The sequence below is a fragment of the Caballeronia sp. NK8 genome (genome assembly GCF_018408855.1).
In the GTDB taxonomy this organism is placed as follows: domain Bacteria; phylum Pseudomonadota; class Gammaproteobacteria; order Burkholderiales; family Burkholderiaceae; genus Caballeronia.
Map to the genome: position 1 here is coordinate 873504 of NZ_AP024322.1, position 16350 is coordinate 889853.

20 protein-coding genes are annotated in these 16350 nt (G+C 64.4%); 12 read left to right on the plus strand and 8 right to left on the minus strand.

All coding sequences use genetic code 11. The features are described 5' to 3' along the window. Nucleotides 1–215: 215 nt before the first annotated feature. Entirely contained in the window at nucleotides 216–1283 is a 1068-nt protein-coding gene (locus tag NK8_RS04110; protein WP_213227604.1) for a sigma-54-dependent Fis family transcriptional regulator, read from the minus strand. Between the two features lie 584 nt (nucleotides 1284–1867). On the opposite strand from NK8_RS04110, the gene NK8_RS04115 reads away from it, so the two are divergent. The 9 genes from NK8_RS04115 (at nucleotide 1868) to NK8_RS04155 (ending at nucleotide 8673) form a co-directional block, all read left to right on the plus strand. Then, nucleotides 1868–2209: a hypothetical protein gene (locus tag NK8_RS04115; protein WP_162065201.1), complete on the plus strand. Its 342-nt coding sequence runs from the start codon at nucleotides 1868–1870 to the stop codon at nucleotides 2207–2209. A gap of 58 nt (nucleotides 2210–2267) precedes the next feature. Then, nucleotides 2268–2585 (plus strand): YqjD family protein, encoded by a 318-nt coding sequence (locus NK8_RS04120; protein WP_162065202.1) that lies wholly within the window; start codon nucleotides 2268–2270, stop codon nucleotides 2583–2585. Between the two features lie 40 nt (nucleotides 2586–2625). After that, on the plus strand, nucleotides 2626–2862 hold the full coding sequence (locus tag NK8_RS04125; protein WP_162065203.1) for a hypothetical protein: 237 nt from the start codon (nucleotides 2626–2628) through the stop codon (nucleotides 2860–2862). Nucleotides 2863–3208: 346 nt separating this feature from the next. Next, the gene (locus NK8_RS04130) at nucleotides 3209–4612 is read left to right on the plus strand and encodes a sigma-54 dependent transcriptional regulator (RefSeq protein ID WP_061179472.1); all 1404 of its coding nucleotides are present in this window, start codon (nucleotides 3209–3211) and stop codon (nucleotides 4610–4612) included. Between the two features lie 224 nt (nucleotides 4613–4836). Next, complete coding sequence (locus NK8_RS04135; protein ID WP_213227606.1) at nucleotides 4837–5055, plus strand: hypothetical protein; 219 nt, start codon at nucleotides 4837–4839, stop codon at nucleotides 5053–5055. A 223-nt stretch (nucleotides 5056–5278) separates the two neighbouring features. Next, nucleotides 5279–5515, plus strand: coding sequence for a hypothetical protein (locus NK8_RS04140; RefSeq protein WP_061179481.1), 237 nt, complete (start codon nucleotides 5279–5281; stop codon nucleotides 5513–5515). A gap of 191 nt (nucleotides 5516–5706) precedes the next feature. Next, the gene (gene otsA / locus NK8_RS04145) at nucleotides 5707–7161 is read left to right on the plus strand and encodes an alpha,alpha-trehalose-phosphate synthase (UDP-forming) (protein ID WP_162065205.1); all 1455 of its coding nucleotides are present in this window, start codon (nucleotides 5707–5709) and stop codon (nucleotides 7159–7161) included. A gap of 133 nt (nucleotides 7162–7294) precedes the next feature. Next, the gene (locus NK8_RS04150; protein WP_213227608.1) at nucleotides 7295–7639 is read left to right on the plus strand and encodes a chemotaxis protein; all 345 of its coding nucleotides are present in this window, start codon (nucleotides 7295–7297) and stop codon (nucleotides 7637–7639) included. A 125-nt stretch (nucleotides 7640–7764) separates the two neighbouring features. Next, nucleotides 7765–8673: a YihY/virulence factor BrkB family protein gene (locus NK8_RS04155; RefSeq protein WP_213227610.1), complete on the plus strand. Its 909-nt coding sequence runs from the start codon at nucleotides 7765–7767 to the stop codon at nucleotides 8671–8673. Nucleotides 8674–8796: 123 nt separating this feature from the next. On the opposite strand, the gene NK8_RS04160 is transcribed toward NK8_RS04155, so the two are convergent. Further along, nucleotides 8797–10287, minus strand: coding sequence for an RNA polymerase factor sigma-54 (locus NK8_RS04160; RefSeq protein WP_213227612.1), 1491 nt, complete (start codon nucleotides 10285–10287; stop codon nucleotides 8797–8799). 462 nt (nucleotides 10288–10749) lie between these two features. Between NK8_RS04160 and NK8_RS04165 the strand changes: the two genes are divergently transcribed. Beyond that, a complete protein-coding gene (locus NK8_RS04165) occupies nucleotides 10750–11091 on the plus strand; it encodes a BON domain-containing protein (RefSeq protein WP_162065208.1) in 342 nt (113 codons plus the stop codon). A 311-nt stretch (nucleotides 11092–11402) separates the two neighbouring features. Continuing rightward, nucleotides 11403–11636: a hypothetical protein gene (locus NK8_RS04170; RefSeq protein WP_035506251.1), complete on the plus strand. Its 234-nt coding sequence runs from the start codon at nucleotides 11403–11405 to the stop codon at nucleotides 11634–11636. A gap of 99 nt (nucleotides 11637–11735) precedes the next feature. On the opposite strand, the gene NK8_RS04175 is transcribed toward NK8_RS04170, so the two are convergent. Continuing rightward, nucleotides 11736–12188: a PA2169 family four-helix-bundle protein gene (locus tag NK8_RS04175; protein ID WP_061179478.1), complete on the minus strand. Its 453-nt coding sequence runs from the start codon at nucleotides 12186–12188 to the stop codon at nucleotides 11736–11738. Between the two features lie 188 nt (nucleotides 12189–12376). Here NK8_RS04175 and NK8_RS04180 point away from each other — a divergent pair, with 188 nt between their 5' ends. Beyond that, the gene (locus NK8_RS04180) at nucleotides 12377–12613 is read left to right on the plus strand and encodes a hypothetical protein (RefSeq protein ID WP_213227614.1); all 237 of its coding nucleotides are present in this window, start codon (nucleotides 12377–12379) and stop codon (nucleotides 12611–12613) included. Between the two features lie 57 nt (nucleotides 12614–12670). Here NK8_RS04180 and NK8_RS04185 read toward each other — a convergent pair whose 3' ends face one another. The 5 genes from NK8_RS04185 to NK8_RS04205 form a co-directional block, all read right to left on the minus strand. Then, nucleotides 12671–13243 carry a glycine zipper domain-containing protein gene (locus tag NK8_RS04185; RefSeq protein WP_162065211.1) on the minus strand — a complete coding sequence of 191 codons (573 nt, stop codon included), beginning with the start codon at nucleotides 13241–13243 and terminating at the stop codon, nucleotides 12671–12673. A 64-nt stretch (nucleotides 13244–13307) separates the two neighbouring features. Beyond that, entirely contained in the window at nucleotides 13308–13670 is a 363-nt protein-coding gene (locus tag NK8_RS04190) for a DUF1488 domain-containing protein (RefSeq protein ID WP_162065212.1), read from the minus strand. After that, complete coding sequence (locus NK8_RS04195) at nucleotides 13667–14218, minus strand: DUF4142 domain-containing protein (RefSeq protein WP_213227616.1); 552 nt, start codon at nucleotides 14216–14218, stop codon at nucleotides 13667–13669. The genes NK8_RS04190 and NK8_RS04195 overlap by 4 nt, the downstream gene beginning before the upstream one ends. 40 nt (nucleotides 14219–14258) lie before the next feature. Further along, a complete protein-coding gene (locus NK8_RS04200; RefSeq protein ID WP_162065214.1) occupies nucleotides 14259–14810 on the minus strand; it encodes a type 1 glutamine amidotransferase domain-containing protein in 552 nt (183 codons plus the stop codon). A gap of 110 nt (nucleotides 14811–14920) precedes the next feature. Next, entirely contained in the window at nucleotides 14921–16288 is a 1368-nt protein-coding gene (locus NK8_RS04205; protein WP_213227618.1) for an MFS transporter, read from the minus strand. Between the last annotated feature and the right edge of the window lie 62 nt (nucleotides 16289–16350).

A 16350-nucleotide genomic window follows, 5' to 3' on the forward strand; every position in this document is an offset into this window, starting at 1 on the left:
TTGAGCTATCGCCATCAAGTCACTGCCCGCAAACACAAAGACGGCATGATGCGCGGGCTTCGCGCATTTTGAAGCATGCTTCTAATTAACGTGTCGAGAAATTTGCAAGAAATTGCAAGCGAAGGGAGGACGTTGCGATCCGCGTATCGATCGCAGGCAAAAAGAAAGCGAGCGCTGCCGTGCGCGCTCGCTTCTTGGACGTTGCGAACCAGCGTCTAGCTATCGCTGCCTGAAGCCGCTTCGCCGCCTTCGGTGTCCTCGTTTTCATACGCGCCAAGGCGGTTGTACAAGGTCTTCAGACTCACGCCGAGGGCCTTCGCCGCGCGCCGCTTGTCACCGCCGCAGTGCTTGAGCGTGCCGAGGATGATCTGCTTTTGCGCATCGGCGAGCGGGGTGCCGACCCAGACGTTCATCGCGTCGCCCTGCGTGACCGGTTTCTTCACGCGCGACGCGAGATGCGGATGCGCGATCTCCACCGTCTTCTCCGCGAGAATGAACGCGCGATAGACCGTGTTCTTCAGTTCCCGCACGTTGCCTGGCCACGAGTACGTGCGCAGCACATCGAGCGCGCGCTTGCTGAAAGCCTTGCTCGTGCCTTCCTGCGCGTTCATTTCCGAGAGGAAATGTTGCGCGAGCAGCTCACGGTCCGAATCGCGCTCGCGCAAAGGCGGCGCGCGCAGCGGAAAGACGGCGAGGCGATACATCAGATCCTCGCGCAGGCCGTTTTCCTTCACCGCCGTAACAGGATCGCGGTTGGTCGCGGCGATCACCCGCACGTCCGAACTGATGAGATCGTTGCCGCCGACGCGAAAGAACGTGCCCGTCTCCAGCGCGCGCAGCAGCTTCACCTGCCGCACGGGCGACATTTCCGTCACCTCGTCGAGAAAGAGCGTGCCGCCGTTTGCGTGCTCGAAATAGCCGATGCGCCCCTGCACCGCGCCCGTGAAGCTGCCTTTCTCGTGGCCGAAAAGCTCGGCTTCGATCAGATTGTCCGGAATCGCGCCGCAGTTCACGGCGATGAACGGCGCGTCCTTGCGCGCGCTGTGGTCGTGAATCGTCCGGGCGACGAGCTCCTTGCCCGTACCCGATTCGCCGATGATGAGCGCAGTCGCATCGGTGGCGGCGACGCGCTCGATCTGCGCGTACAACTCCTGCATCACGGGCGACGAGCCGTAGAGCAGTCCATAGGACTTCAATCCCGGCACTTCTCCCGTGTTGCGCTTTCTCTGCGCGGGTGTATCGCCGACCGCGATGGGCGGCGGATCCAGATCGGTTGACGCCATGTGTCCTGATCGTTCCTGAGTTCTGCGTGTGTGGTGTGCGGGCGGGCGCCCTGCGGCGTGCGCGTGTGCCCCGGTGGCCGCCGGCCGCGAGCGCGGGTCGGCGCGCGTGAGCGGCGCAACCGTGGATGACCGCGCCCATCGGCATATGACGCGCCCGTGCGCGTTGCCCGTCGTGCTCACGATTTCGGTGAGCCGCGTTTCCTGGTCGTGCGTCGGTCCAGAATCGTCTGCACCGGATGCAATCGCATCGCGAGTTCGTTGCAAACGAGCCTATCTCATAAACGCTATTTAACCATTCGCAACGACATTGCGGCAATGTGCCGGTCGGAGCGCGATGCAATTTGTCTGAGCGGCGCGGCGCGTTCCGGAAAGGTTCTCCTTTCGCCTCTCAGAATTTACAAGACCATGGCGTAATTGTTACCCGATCATCGTCTCACCCGCACTGAAACGTATCGCCGCATGCCGATCGCTGGCATGGCACGAAAGCTGCGTGCGTGGGGTCATCGTGATTCCTATTCGAAAGTCGCCGACAAGCATCTGCTTCGAAGGCGCGCACACGAGGATGGGCGAGAGAGGCAAGCATCATGGATAACTACTTTAATTTCGACGTCGCGGTACCCGAGCGGCCGTCCCGCGCCCGCCGCACGTACGGTTCGGGCGGTCCGCGCCCGGAACTCGCGACGGGCGAGCCGATCGACATCTATCACTGGGCCGCCGTCGCGCTCGTGACCGCGCTGATGTGCGCGGTGCTAGGCTATGCAGCGGGCACCCCGGCGCTCGCACGCGCCGCGAACGTGACGAGCCTCGTGTTCGCCGCGATGGGCGGCGCGCTGATGGCGAGCGGCGTCGTGCGCAGCCTGCGGGCGCGCGTTGCCGCGGGCGATCGGCTCGCCGTGCAGCGCGTGGCGGTCGCAGAGACGCACTGACGCAGCGACGCTACGGCCCGCTTCAGACAACAACCCACTTGGGCGAGGACTACATTTCATGAGTCAGACGACTGTCCAGCTTGCGTTGGGCAAGCAAAAGATCATTGAAGACATCAAGGTGTTGCTGAACGACTCCGAGGAATTGCTGAGATTGTCGGCGACGCTGCCGGGCGAGGGTGTCGAGGCGCTGCGCTCGCGTCTGCGCGATCACGTCGATTCGGCGCGTGTCGCGCTGGAAGACGCGCAGTCGAGCGCGCAAAGCCGCTACCGCGCGGGCGTCGATTGCACTGAGAAATACGTGAAGGACAATCCGTGGCAGTCGCTCGGCATTGCCGCGGGCGTCGGCTTCCTGGTGGGGCTTTTGGTTTCGCGCTGATTCGCCCAGCAACTTATCTTTACAACGGGAGAGAACACACATGGCACGGCCTTCGATCGGAATCTTCGGCGCGCTGTTCGCGGTAGGCAGCGTTCTCGCATGGAAATGGGTGCAATCGCAGGATGCAGCAGGCCGGCGCGCGGCGCGTGATCTGAACCGGTGGGAAGACGAAGGCGGCAAGGTGCTGTCACCGGCGACCGGCGCGAGCGCCAAGGTGGTCAACGGCCGCGGCGCGGTAGGCGGAACGCCCGACGCGTGGCACTTCCCGCGCAGTTGACCGGTAGTGCAGGAGCGAGGCCGATATTTCGAGCGGCCGACGCTTTAATGATGTGACCAATGATACGCACGCTGAACCAGCGTGCGTTTCTGTCTTGATGAACGCTTATAATCTGTGAAAGTTCGGCGATAAAGCGGCCTAATTGGCAAAACTTACGTCGATCGGCGCCAAGCGTGCAGAACATCGGAAATTATTCTATTTATCGCGCATGTCGCGTTGCGCAGGTCGCTATCGATCGCGCGCAACCGTGAATCGCACCGGCCCGTGCAGCGCCTGGCCGCACGGAGAAGACCACGCCATCAGCCGGCGTGTGACCCTGAAACGCTTTGGAAGAATTCGAGACGCAATGCCACACGTATTGATTGTCGATGACGATCCCAGTACCCGCGAGGCGCTAGCCGCGATCATCGGCGAAGACGGTTTGACGACGGCCACCGCCGGCGACTTGCGCGAGGCGCGCATTCAGCTCGTGCGGCAGACGCCGGACGTCGTATTCACCGATCTGAAACTGCCCGACGGCACCGGCGTCGATCTGTTCGAGGATCTCGACCCGCGCTCGGGCGTCGAAGTGATCGTCATCACCGGTCACGCGACGGTGGAATCCGCCGTCAGCGCGCTCAAGATGGGCGCCGCCGACTATCTCGTCAAGCCGATCAACATGCAGCGCGTGAAGGCCATTCTGTCGCGCCTGCCGCGCGCGGGCGACCTGAAGGCGGAAATCGGCACGCTGCGCGGCGAACTGCGGCGCATGGGCCGCTTCGGTCTGATGCTCGGCAATTCGCCCACGATGCAGACGGTGTACGACCAGATCGGGCGAGTCGCGCCGACGGCCGCGTCGGTGCTGCTGATCGGCGAGTCGGGCACCGGCAAGGAAGTCGCCGCGCAGACGCTGCACGAGCTGTCGCTGCGCCGCAAGCATGCGTTCATCGCGGTGAACTGCGGCGCGATCTCGCCGAACCTGATCGAATCGGAGATGTTCGGGCACGAGCGCGGCTCCTTCACGGGCGCGGATCGCCAGCACAAGGGTTACTTCGAGCGCGCGAACGGCGGCACGCTGTTCCTCGACGAGATCACCGAAATGCCGATCGAGCTTCAGGTGAAGCTCCTGCGCGTGCTGGAGACCGGCATGTTCATGCGCGTCGGCACGACCAAGGAGCTCGAGACGGACGTGCGCCTGATCGCCGCGACCAACCGCGACCCCGAGCAGGCCGTGCTCGAAGGCAAGCTACGCCTCGACCTGTATCACCGCCTGAACGTGTTTCCGATCAACCTGCCGCCGCTGCGCGAACGCGGCAAGGACGTCGAACTGCTCGGCCAGGCGTTCCTCGACGAACTGAATTCCCGCTACAACACGAAGAAGGCGTTCCCGGCCGCCGTGCGCGAGATGCTGGCCTCGTACAACTGGCCCGGCAACGTGCGCGAGCTGAAGAACTACGTGCAGCGCGCCTACATCATGTCGGCAAACGATTCGGACAGCACGGCGACCGTGCCGCTGCAAATTTCCTTGTCGAAGCCTTCGGCGGGCACGGCGGTGACGATTCCGTTCGGCACGTCGCTCGCGCAGGCCGACCGGCAACTGATCCTCGCGACGCTCGATCAGTGCGGCGGCGTGAAGACGCGCGCTGCGGAAATCCTCGGCATCAGCCTGAAGACGCTCTATAACCGGCTCGTCGAATACGGTGAGGACGCCAATAAGGCAGCCGTGGGCGAGGGCGGCGACATCAACGATCCCGACAGCGAAAATACCTGAACTTCGCTTATCTTTAGACGAAATCACCGCCTGCGGCTTTTAAAACCGCAGGCGTTTTTCATTGGCAGGCGCGTTTTCTACGCCGATAATGAGACAGGAAAGTATGGACGGACGTCGTTCGAGGGGCATGGCCCTTGCTGTCGATCGGATGCATCCGCGCGCCGCGCGCAGGCGCCTTGCGCTGGATGGGAAAAGTACGATCACAAGACCGCAAGGAGTCCGCCATGTCTCTCAGCACGCCCATTCGCGCTTCCGTTGGCGCTCATATAGAAGCACAGACGCCGCAGCCGCCGGACCCGCCGGTCACGCCGCCCGATCAGCCGCCGCCCACGCCGATTCCGCCCGACACCAATCCGGACCCGACGCGTGAGCCGCCGGTGCCTCCGTCGCAGCCGATTGGCGATCCGCCGCCGGGACCGGGCGAGTCCCCGCACGTGTACTAGCAAAGCCGCAGGACGCTGGATTGCAGACGTTGGACAATGCCCAGAATTCGTGCAAGGTTTGAATAAGTTTCCATCCGGGACGTAGGGATTACAACGGATGGCGCAACAATGACCGGCGACACGCTCTGTCGCCGGTCGCTTTTTCTGAAGCCGCGCTGCCAAAGCGCAACGGTCCGACGCCGCCGACGTCACTATCGCGACGGCCTTCTTCTCTGGAGGCATCATGAGGCATCCCGCACTTCGACGCTCCGCGCGTCATTCTTCCAAACGCGAAGCACGGGCCGAAGCGGCCAAGGCAGCCGGCGCGCAAGGCGCATCGGCGCCGCCCGCCGATCACGATCCCGCTGGCCAGAACCGCCCCGCGCCGGGCGCGCCGCCGGATGGCGAGCACAACCAGGGCGGCGTGCGTCGCGAGGGCATCGACTATCAGCGCGACCTGGGCTCCGAGCAGGACGCGTGATTCAGGCCGGCGAAGCACCCGGCAAAAGAACAAAAAATTTCTACGCGGCCGGCATTGGCCGCGTGTTTTCGTTCGTCCGTAACATCTTCATACAAACTTTCATTTACAAAAATCATCAAAAAGGCACAGCTTTTGCATACCTTTAATCGCCAATTCGAGCATGCAACGACAACTGATGAGGTGATGCTGTAATGAGCAGATTGATCGTGGTATCGAATCGCGTCGCACCGATCCAGGAAGGCAAGCCCAGCGCGGGCGGCCTCGCGATCGGCGTGCTGGACGCGCTCAAGGAGACTGGGGGCGTGTGGTTCGGGTGGAGCGGCGAGATCGTCGGCGAGGCGGGCGCGCCTGTGGTGGAAAAAGGCGGCAAGGTGACCTACGCGACGGTCGGCCTCACGCGCCGCGATTACGACCAGTACTATCGGGGATTCTCGAACGCTACGCTGTGGCCGGCTTTTCATTATCGCAACGACCTCTCGCGCTTCGACCGCGAGGAATACGCGGGTTACATGCGCGTGAACGCTAGCCTCGCGGCGAAGCTGAAGTCGATGCTCAAGCCCGACGACATCATCTGGGTGCATGACTACCACATGCTTCCGTTCGCGCAGGAGCTGCGTAAGCTGGGGGTCGCGAATCCGATCGGTTTCTTCCTGCACATCCCGTTTCCGGTACCCGAGATCATGCGGACCGTGCCGCCGCACGAGGAACTGATCGCGGCGATGTGCCAGTACGACGTCGTCGGCTTCCAGACAGACAGCGACAAGCAATCGTTTATCGATTACGTGGAGCGCACGAGCCGCGGCCACTTCAACGAAGAAGACGGCATGCTGCAGGCGTTCGGCCGCATGCTGAAAGTGGGCGCGTATCCGATCGGCATCTATCCGGACGCCATCGCGAAATCCGCCGAGCAGTTCTCGAACCGCAAGCCGGTGAAGACCCTGCGCGACAGCATGCGCGGCCGCAAGCTCATCATGAGCGTCGACCGGCTCGATTATTCGAAGGGTCTCGTCGAGCGCTTTCAGGCGTTCGAGCGGCTGCTGCTGAACGCGCCGGGCTGGCACGGCCGCGTGTCGCTCGTGCAGATCGCGCCGCCGACGCGCTCGGACGTGCAGACCTATCAGCGTATCCGTCAGAACCTGGAAGGCGAGGCGGGCCGCATCAACGGGCGCTTCGCACAGCTCGACTGGACGCCGATCCAGTATCTCAACCGCAAATACGAACGCAATCTGCTGATGGCGCTGTTCCGCCTCTCGCAGGTCGGCTATGTGACGCCGCTGCGCGACGGCATGAATCTCGTCGCGAAGGAATACGTCGCGTCGCAGGACCCGGCCGATCCGGGCGCGCTCGTGCTGTCGCAGTTCGCCGGCGCGGCGGATCAGTTGCCGGGCGCGCTCGTCGTCAATCCGTTCGATCTGTCGCAGATGTCCGAGGCGCTGGAGCGCGCGTTGTCGATGCCGCTCGCCGAGCGTCAGGCGCGTCACGCCGACATGATGGTGCCGCTGCGCGAGAACAATCTTTCGGTCTGGCGCGATTCGTTCCTGTCCGACTTGCGCAGTGTCGCGACGGCGACGTCGGTCACCGAGAAGACCGTAAAGACCGTGAAAGAGGGCGCGAGCGGTGCGGCGCGTCCTTCGGCGAAGGCCTGAATCTGCGCCAGTCTGTTTGATGTGAAGGCCCCGCGCTTGCAACTCAGGCGCGGGGTTTTTTCATGCTCGAAGCCGAAACGTTCGCGGAACGGGACTTGCGGAATCATCGTCGACACGAACGAAGGAGGTCACGATGAGCGGAAGCACATTGAACCCGCCGGAAGACGACGGCGCGGAATACGGCAAAGGACACGGTACCGGCGCGCTCGGCCCGAGCGACTCGTCGGATAGCGGGTCGGACGTGCAGGGCGAGAAGCGCTATCCGGGCGAGATCGAGGACGAACTCGACGCCCACGCGCTCGGCCAGTCCGAAGCCGAACTCAACAGCGACACAGACCGCTACGGCACGGGCGAAGCGGCCTCGGCGGACGGCGACAACAATCTGGAATCCGACGCCGATATCCTGCCCGATCAGATCGAGGACGACGCGCGCGGCCTCGTCGATGAAGACGCCGACCCGGCCGCCGACCGGCCCTGACGTAACACGCCGCACGCGATCCGAACACGGCGCGCTCCCGAGGGAGCGCGCCTTTTTTACACGCGCATCGCACGGCGGGGCTAACATCGTCGGTTGACACTTTCGCCGCGTTCACGCTTTCGCCGATGAATCAGGACGTTCCCACTCAATCCACGCCCGTCGCCTCGGGCCGCACGACGCGTTTCGGCTGGCTCTCGTGGATCGTCGATCCGATTCAGCAATGGTCGCAGGACCACTGCTCGATGTTTTCGGCGTCGATCTCGTTCTTCGCCGCGTTCTCGCTCGCACCGACGCTCGTCATCGTGATCGCGGTGGCGAGCGTGTTCTTCGGCGCGGATGCCGTGCAAGGCCGCCTCTTCGATGAGATCAGCGGCGTCGTGGGCGTCGATGCGGCGCACGCGCTGGAGGCGATCGTCGCGAACGCGTGGCATGCGGATATCGCGCGCAGCACGGCCATCCTGTCGCTCGCGGGCGTGCTGATCGGCGCATCGGCGACGTTTTCGTCGCTGCACAGCGCGCTCAATGTCATCTGGCCGACGCCCGCGGTAAGCACGCGCGAGAGCATCGTCACGCTGCTGCGCGTGCGGCTGATGTCGTTCGGGCTGGTGGTCGGATCGGGCCTGCTCGTCGCGGTGGTGCTCGTGCTCGATGCGCTTGTCGAATTGCTCGGCCACTGGGTGCTCGGCGATGGCAGTCCGTTCGTCGTGCTGTCGGGACTGACGCGGCGCGCGATATCGATCGGCATGCTGATGCTCGCGTTCACCGTGCTGCTCAAGTTTCTGCCGACGACGCGCATGCTCTGGCGCGACGCCGCGCTCGGCGCCACCGCCGCCGCGCTGCTTTTCGAGGGCGGCAAGCGCCTCTTCGCGTTCTATCTCGCGCACGCGGGAACGGCGAACACGTTCGGCGCGGCGGGATCGCTCGCGATCATCCTCATGTGGCTGTACTACTCGGCAGCGGTGTTTCTGCTCGGCGCGGAGCTGTCGGCGACGGCGGCGAGAAAGCGCACGCACCGGGCATCCGGCTGGCGCTGAGGCCGGCGCGAAAAAAAGGCCGTCCGCGAACGGACGGCCTTCGGCTACGCTCACGTCGCTCAGGCGCCTCGCTTGACCGGGTCGTCGCCGAGCGCTCTGGAGCGTGAAAAGAGCGGGCGCGCTTCAGCTCGCCTGACGGCGCAACTCGGCGGGCGGCACCTTCATCAGATGCCGGTACTTTGCCACCGTGCGGCGCGCGACGATCACGCCCTGATCCGCGAGCATCTTCGCGAGACTCACGTCGGACAGCGGATCGCGCGTGTTTTCCTGCGAGATCATTTCCTTCAGCAACGCGCGCACCGCGGCCGCCGAGCACGTGCCGCCGCTTTCGGTGGAAAGCTCGCGCGGGAAGAAGTGCTTGAACTCGAAGATGCCGCGCGGCGTGGCCATGTACTTGTTGCCCGTCGCGCGCGAGATGGTCGATTCGTGCAGGCCGAGCTCATCGGCGACATCGCGCAGCACGAGCGGCTTCAGCGCGATCTCGCCATAGTCGAAGAACGCCTTCTGATGCGACACGATGCATTCGGCGACGCGCTGGATCGTGGTGAAACGCTGCTGCGCGTTACGGATCAGCCAGCGCGCTTCCTGCAACTGCTGCGCGAGCGGCGAGCGGCTCGCGCCCGCCGACTGCGCGAAAAGCTCCGCATACATGCGATGGATGCGCGCACGCGGCAGCACCGCCGGATTGATCGTGACGATCCACTGCCGCTTCGCCTGACGCACGATGACATCCGGCACCACGTAGTTGTCTTCGCTTTGCCCGTAGTTCTCGCCCGGCTTCGGATCGAGGCGGCGCACGAGCGCGCATGCGATGCGCAATTCATCGGCGCTGCAACCGATTTTCTTCTGCAATTCGGCCTGTTCGCGCCGCGCGAGCCGCTCCAGATGATGCGCGACGATCTCCATCGCCACCGCGCGCCCCGGCGTGTCTTCTTCGAGCGCTTCGAGTTGCAGCGTCAGACATTCCGAAAGATTGCGCGCGCCGACGCCGGGTTTATCAAGCGACTGCACGAGCTTGAGCGCGATGGTGAGTTCGTCTTCGTTCAGCGCGGGCTCGATCTCGACCACGTTCGCAAGCTCACTCAACTCCTGACGGAGATAACCATCGTCATCGAGCGCTTCGATGATGAGCTGCGCGATGGCGCGGTCGCGTTCGTTCAACTGATACATACGCAACGCATCGTGCAGCGTGTCGCGCAACGAAGGCTCGATACGCACCCAGTCGGCGGGATCGGAGCCTTCGCCGTCGCCGTTGTTGCGTGCGGAGCCGCGGCCGAAGGGATCCGACGAGAATTCGTTGACCGAATCATCGCGCGACCCGGTGTCGGCGCTTTGCTCGCTGTCCATGCCGCTTTCGGGCGCGAGCGGCGCTTCGGTCGCGCCATCGGCTGCGCTCGATGCGGTTGATTCGCTCATCGAGTTGCCGTTGTCGGCGCCGAGCGCGTTGTCTTCGGTCTGCGACTCGTCGTATTCGAGAAACGGATTGGTGTCGAGGGCGTTTCTCAGTTCCTGCTGGAACTCCAGTGATGAGAGTTGAAGAAGTCGGACCGACTGCTGAAGTCGCGGCGTCAGGGCGAGCGTTTGCTTCGCGCGGAGTTCGAGTGTAGGCGGCATTGCTTGCTAATCCTCGATTGTTCTAGACGTAATGGGCTGGTTTGCGGGTAGTAAAGCAACAGCCGTGCCATCGTTCGTTAAGCTCTCGCCACAACTACGTTTTTTGCGCTTGGCTTTGTTCTTTCGAAGCCAGCCGCAGGCTGCTTTCACGCAGTTTTTACACGTGCCCAGACAAAAGCACCGCGCGTTTCAGCGCACGCGCCCAGTGCCCCGGCAACGCCGCCGACAAGCGTCGAAGATTTGTTCGAGAGCGTAGGAAAGCCTTGACGGGCGAGGCTTCCGAGCGCGCCGTCCACGGTTCTCTTCACGCGAGGAACGGGCCCGGCACGCAAGTTGCGGAAGGGAGAACACGATCCGCGTGCTACGGCGCGGACGTCATCGAAGAGCCGCCTCGCGCACGAAGTCGCACGAAGTCGGGCGAACGGGGCGCCAGACCATAATCGACAAAATGGGAGTATTGCCATGAAGACGACTCAATTCCTGAAGGCAGCAGGCGGTATCGCATGTGTGGTGTTCGCGCTGAACGTGAGTGCGCAGACCAATTCGGCATCGTCGACGAGCGGTTCGGACACGTCGATCGGCCAGAAGGTCGACGACAGCACGATCACCACCAAGGTCAAGGCCGAACTGCTCGGCGCAAAGAACGTCAAGTCCACGCATATCCATGTGAAGACGAAGTCGGGCATCGTCTCGCTGACGGGCACGGTGCCGTCGGCCGAGGACAAGACCGCTGCGGAAGAAGTCGTTTCGAACGTTTCGGGTGTTGCTTCCGTGAAGAATCACCTTAAAATCGCCGCCAAGTAATGGCATAGTTCGTATGCCCGGCTTCGCCAAGGCGGGCCGCGGTTGAGTGCCGGCAGCACAGAACCCGCGCGGGGTTCGACGAATCGCCGTACACGGCGAGGAATCGGACGAAGCGCGGGTTCGCACATTGGGGCCCGGGTTTGGATTGTCCGGTGCTTCAGTCGCAAAGACGCTTCACGTAGTGCGTATCACCTCGCAGCACTTCGAAACTTAAAAACGAGTACGACCGTTCAGGGCGTCACTCAGACAGGCGGCTCTCGAATGCGCAGCAGCCCGGCATTCAGAGGCCCCGGCAAAAAAAGGAGCTCTTCATGAAGACGAAAAAGATGGCATTGATCGGCGCGCTCGCGCTGGCGTTCTCGACCGCGGCCTTCGCGCAGGCAGCATCCGACGCGGCCACGGCAGGCGCCGACGCTGGCGCGCACGCGAAGAAGCAGAAGGGCACCTATCTGCATCAGCAGGACAAGGCGCACAAGCTGAAGGGCGCGTCGGCAGCGGCGGCGGCTTCGGCGCTCGGCACCAACGACAAGGGCCAGCCGCAGTAAGCGCAGCCCTCGTACGCTTGACGGACAAACGGCCGCATTGCGCGGCCGTTTGCTTTTTCGCGGCCCGTGGCGATTGCCGGGGCCGCCCGCATCATCGCATCAGGACTTCGCGGCCGCGTACTGATCGCGCAGATCGCGGATGCGGTCGTGATTTTCCAGCACGCCCTGGTACTGGCGCTCCACGACGGCGCGGATATCGGCGGGCAGATCCTTGTCCAGCGCCTCGCGATAGTTCTTCTTTGCGGCATCCTCGCCGCGCTCGCATTCCGTGAGGATCGCGTGATCGCTGTGGCCGGTCACGGCCGATTTCACATCGACCCAGCCGCGATGCAGCGCGCCCGCCACTGAGCCGCCGGTTTCGGGCTTGCCGCCGAGCCGCGCGACGATGTCCTGTAGTTCGCGCGCGCCTTCCGTGCACTTCTGCGCGCGATTCTGAAACAGCAGCTTGAGGCTTGGATCACGCGTATCCTCTGCCGCCTTGAGAAAACCCTTTTCCCCGTCCTTCGAGGTTTCGACGAGATCATTGAGTACCGATACGACGTTCGTGCTCATATAACACCTCCCATTGGTTTCGACATTGTCACGGCGCACTCTCCCGGCGGGATGCGGCTCGCCGATTCATAGCGCACGCGGCGTGCCCGCGTCATTCGATTCGCGGCATATCACTTGCTGTCGATACGGCATTACAGCGCGCGTCCGGTTTGCGAGACGCGCGCAAGACACGGCAACAGGAGAGCGTAGTGAAAATCTTCAACCGGCTCGCGAATCGCGAGTCTCTGATACTGATGGCGATCGCGGCATCCGCGATCACCATGCATGTCCGGCAGCAAACGATCGACGCGCCGGCAGCGCGCGCCGAGTATGGGCGCGTCTGCGAGCCGCACGCCGCGCAGGAGGGAAAGGCGCGCGTGCTGCCCGCCGACTGCGGTATCCGGGCGAACCTCCCGCGTCATCACGCGCGCTCGACCTGGGTCTGAGACAAGAAAAAACGCCCGCACGAAGCGGGCGTTTGCATCGACACATCCAGCGACTCATCACGCACGCGTGTGCGCGAACTCGCCCACCGGATGCGGCGGCTGCAGCGGATCGAAGTCGCTCCAGCGGCCTTGCTGCCAGCGGCCCGACGCGCGCTCGACATCCATGCCGCCCGCTTCGCGCAGCGCCGTCGCAGCCTGTTCCTGCGTTTCCGGCGATACATGCACGGCGACCAGCACGCCCGCATGGCGCGCAGGTTCTTCGGCATGCCCGGCATGGCCCGGCTTTTTCGTATGCGACATCGCGCCGACGAGCGAGCCGACATAAGCGCCGACGCCAGCCGCGATTACCGAGACGAGCAAGGGCGCATGAAAGACCGCGAAGATCGCCGCGCCCACTACGGCGCCGGCGACCGCGCCGATCGTCACGCCCTTGCCGGCGCCCTTGGGCGCGGCGCTCGCGCCCGCATCCGTGCCGACATCGCCGCCGACCGGATAACGCGCGTGCTGGCCGCTCGGATTGACGAAAAAGAGCGTCACGTCTTCTTCGATGAAGCCGCGCGCAAAGAGCTTCTGGGCTGCCGTTTCCGCGGCGCGAAAGGTCTGAAATCGGCCCGCAATGATCAGGGACATGTTCCCTCCTTGTTGGCTTTGGGTGGTACAGGGACAGCTTGGCTGCGCTACGCGACGCGTGCGCTCAATCCGGCTCCATGCCCGCGACGCGGAACAGGCCGCTCCTCAGTACGGCGGGCTGGCCGCCGTTGTCGTCGAGCACTTCGGCGCACACCGCGCGGATGCGCGCCGAGCCGCGCGCGAACGCGTCGAGCAGATGTTCCTCGCGTGGCGACTCCGCCCCGAAGTGATCTTCGAGCGCTTCGGCGGTGATCGAGCATACGACCGGCTCGCCGTCGATGAGCGCGGCGAAGTGGACCGCGAGGTCGTCGCCGTCAAAAACGGGGGCTTCGTCTGCGAACGTGATGTGCATGGTCGAGTCCTCATAGGCGGGGCGGGAGGTCGAACGGGAGGCGGCCGCGAGCGCGGCGACATTCGCGACGCTCATGATGCCGCCTTCGCTTTGGCGAGCTGCTGCGCCATCTCGTAGTGATGGCTGATGATCGGAAGCGCCTTGCTCGCGGCCGCCTTCATCGCGGTGTCGTTGCCGCTTTCGCTCTCTTTCCTGAACAGTTCGACGGCCTTCTGATGCCCGCCCACGGCTACCTTTTCAATATAGGCCTTGTCGAACTCCGCGCCCTGAAGATTTTGCAGACTGCCGATCACGGCCGTATCGGCGGCGGGCGGCGTGGTGATGCCGTGGCGTTTCGCCAACACGTCGAGATTGCGCGCGAGCTTCGTGTGATCGACGATCATTCGCTGTGCGAACTCCCGCACCTGCCGGTCGCTCGCATGGGTGAGCGCGAGCTTGCTCGCGGCGAGTTCCGTTGCGCCCGCCTGGCCGGCGTCCTGCAGGAACTGCTGATCGACGGGCGAGAGCTTCTCGCTCTGCACGGCGCTCGCGGCGCGCGCGGTCTGGGCCTGCGCGGCCGGCGCGAACGCCGCCGCGACGGCCAGCGACAAGGCGACCGCGCAGGCCGCGCGTGCATATGACATCGACAATATCGGCATCTGCTTTCGCTCCCGTTCGATGAATTCAGGCGGCGTGAGCCCGGCCGAGCGCCTCGATCAGCGCCTGGTTGAACGCGGGCAGATCGTCGGGTTTGCGGCTGGTGATCAGATTGCCGTCGATCTGCACTTCCTGATCGACCCACGTGCCGCCGGCGTTGCGCACGTCGTCCTGGAGACTCGGCCAGCTCGTCATCGTGCGGCCCGCGACGATGCCCGCCGAGATCGGCAGCCAGCCGCCGTGACAGATCACCGCGATGGGCTTTTTCGCCGCGTCGGCATCCTTCACGAAGCTTTGCGCTCGGGCGTCGAGGCGGATCGCATCGCCGTTGACGACGCCGCCCGGCAGCACCAGCGCGTCGTAATCGGCGGCGGTGGCGGCATCGAAGGTGACGTCGACGTTCACCTTGTCACCCTTGTCGACGTGTCTGAAGCCCTGAATCTGGCCGGGCTTCTGCGACACGATATCCACCTGCGCGCCGGCTTCCTTCAGCGCGCGTTGCGGTTCGACGAGTTCTGCCTGCTCGAATCCGTCGACAGCGAGAATCGCGACCTTGCGGCCGTTGAGGGAAATGGCCATGAACACACTCCTTGTTGCTGATTGCGAACGTTCCGCGACTGGCGGAATGCTTGCTCGCAATTTCAGCAAAGGCTGTGCCCAGCGCGAAGAGGCGCGATGAAGAGGATGCGTCAGGCAGGCTCGACGCTGCGCTTGCCGGTGAGCCTCAGCACGCTGACCACGCCGGCGACCGCCGCGAACGCCGCCGCGACGGCGAGCGCGATCACCGCGCCTTGCTTCGGCGCGAGGCCGAAAATCAGCGCGACGAGCGCCGCGCCCAGCGTCTGCCCGGTGAGGCGCGCGGTGCCGAGCATGCCGCTCGCGCCGCCGCTGCGATGGCGCGGCGCGGACGCGAGCATCTGACGATTGTTGGGCGACTGGAAAAGCCCGAAGCCGAGCCCGCAGACCGCCATGCGCCAGGCGATGTCGAACGCGCCCGGATGCGCGCCGACGCTCGCGAGCAGCACCAGGCCGACGGTGAGAATGGCGAGCCCGATGCCGCCGAGCAGCCCGGCCGAATAGCGATCCGCGAGCACGCCCGCGAGCGGCGCGACGAACACGATGACGAGCGGCCACGGCGTCATCAGAAAGCCCGTCTCCACCTGGCTCATGCCGAGCGAGTCCTGCAGCAGAAACGGCAGCGAAACGAACGCGAGCATCTGCGCGCAGAACGAACACACCGACGCCGCGACCGACAGCGCGAACACCGGAATGCGCAACAGATCGACGGGCAAAAGCGGCGCGCTTTGCGTCAGTTGCCGCTTCACGAAGAAGTAGCCGATGACCGCCGTCGCGATGAGTTCGCCGACCAGATACGGGCGGTGCTCGCCGTGCCCGAAACCATCGACCGCGACGATCGCGATGCCGAAAAACAGCGCGTTCATGATCGCGCTGATGTAGTCGTAAGGCTGCCGATGCCCCGGCGTACGCGGCATCGACTTCCAGCCGATCGCGAAGGCCGCGAGGCCGATCGGCACGTTGATCGCGAAGAGCCACGGCCAGCTCGCGACGGCGAGCACGCCCGAGGCGACCGTCGGCCCGATCACCGACGAGATCGCGACGACCGTCGCGTTGATCGACACGCCGCGCCCGAGCTGATCCTGCGGATAGATGATGCGAACCAGCGCCGTGTTGACACTCATGATGCCCGCCGCGCCGAAGCCCTGCACGACGCGCGCGATGGTGAGCGTGACGAGCGAGCCCGACAGCGCGCACGCGAACGACGACACCGTGAACAGCGCGAGCCCCGCCATGTACACGCGCCGGTAGCCGATGCGATCGCCCAGCGACGCGAGCGGCAGCAGCGAAATGGTGATGGCGAGCTGATATGCGTTGACGACCCAGATGGAATCGGCGGGCGACGCGTTCAGATTGCGCGCGATGGTCGGCAGCGCGACGTTGGCGATGGCGCCGTCGAGCACCGCGAGCGTGATGCCGAGCGCGACGACGGCAATGGCCCAGTATCGCTGGGGCAGCGGCAGACCTTGATCGGAATCCATCGATGGGCGGGAAGTGGCGGGCGGCGCATTGTAGGACGCGCCGTTTTCAAATGGCTTGTAGG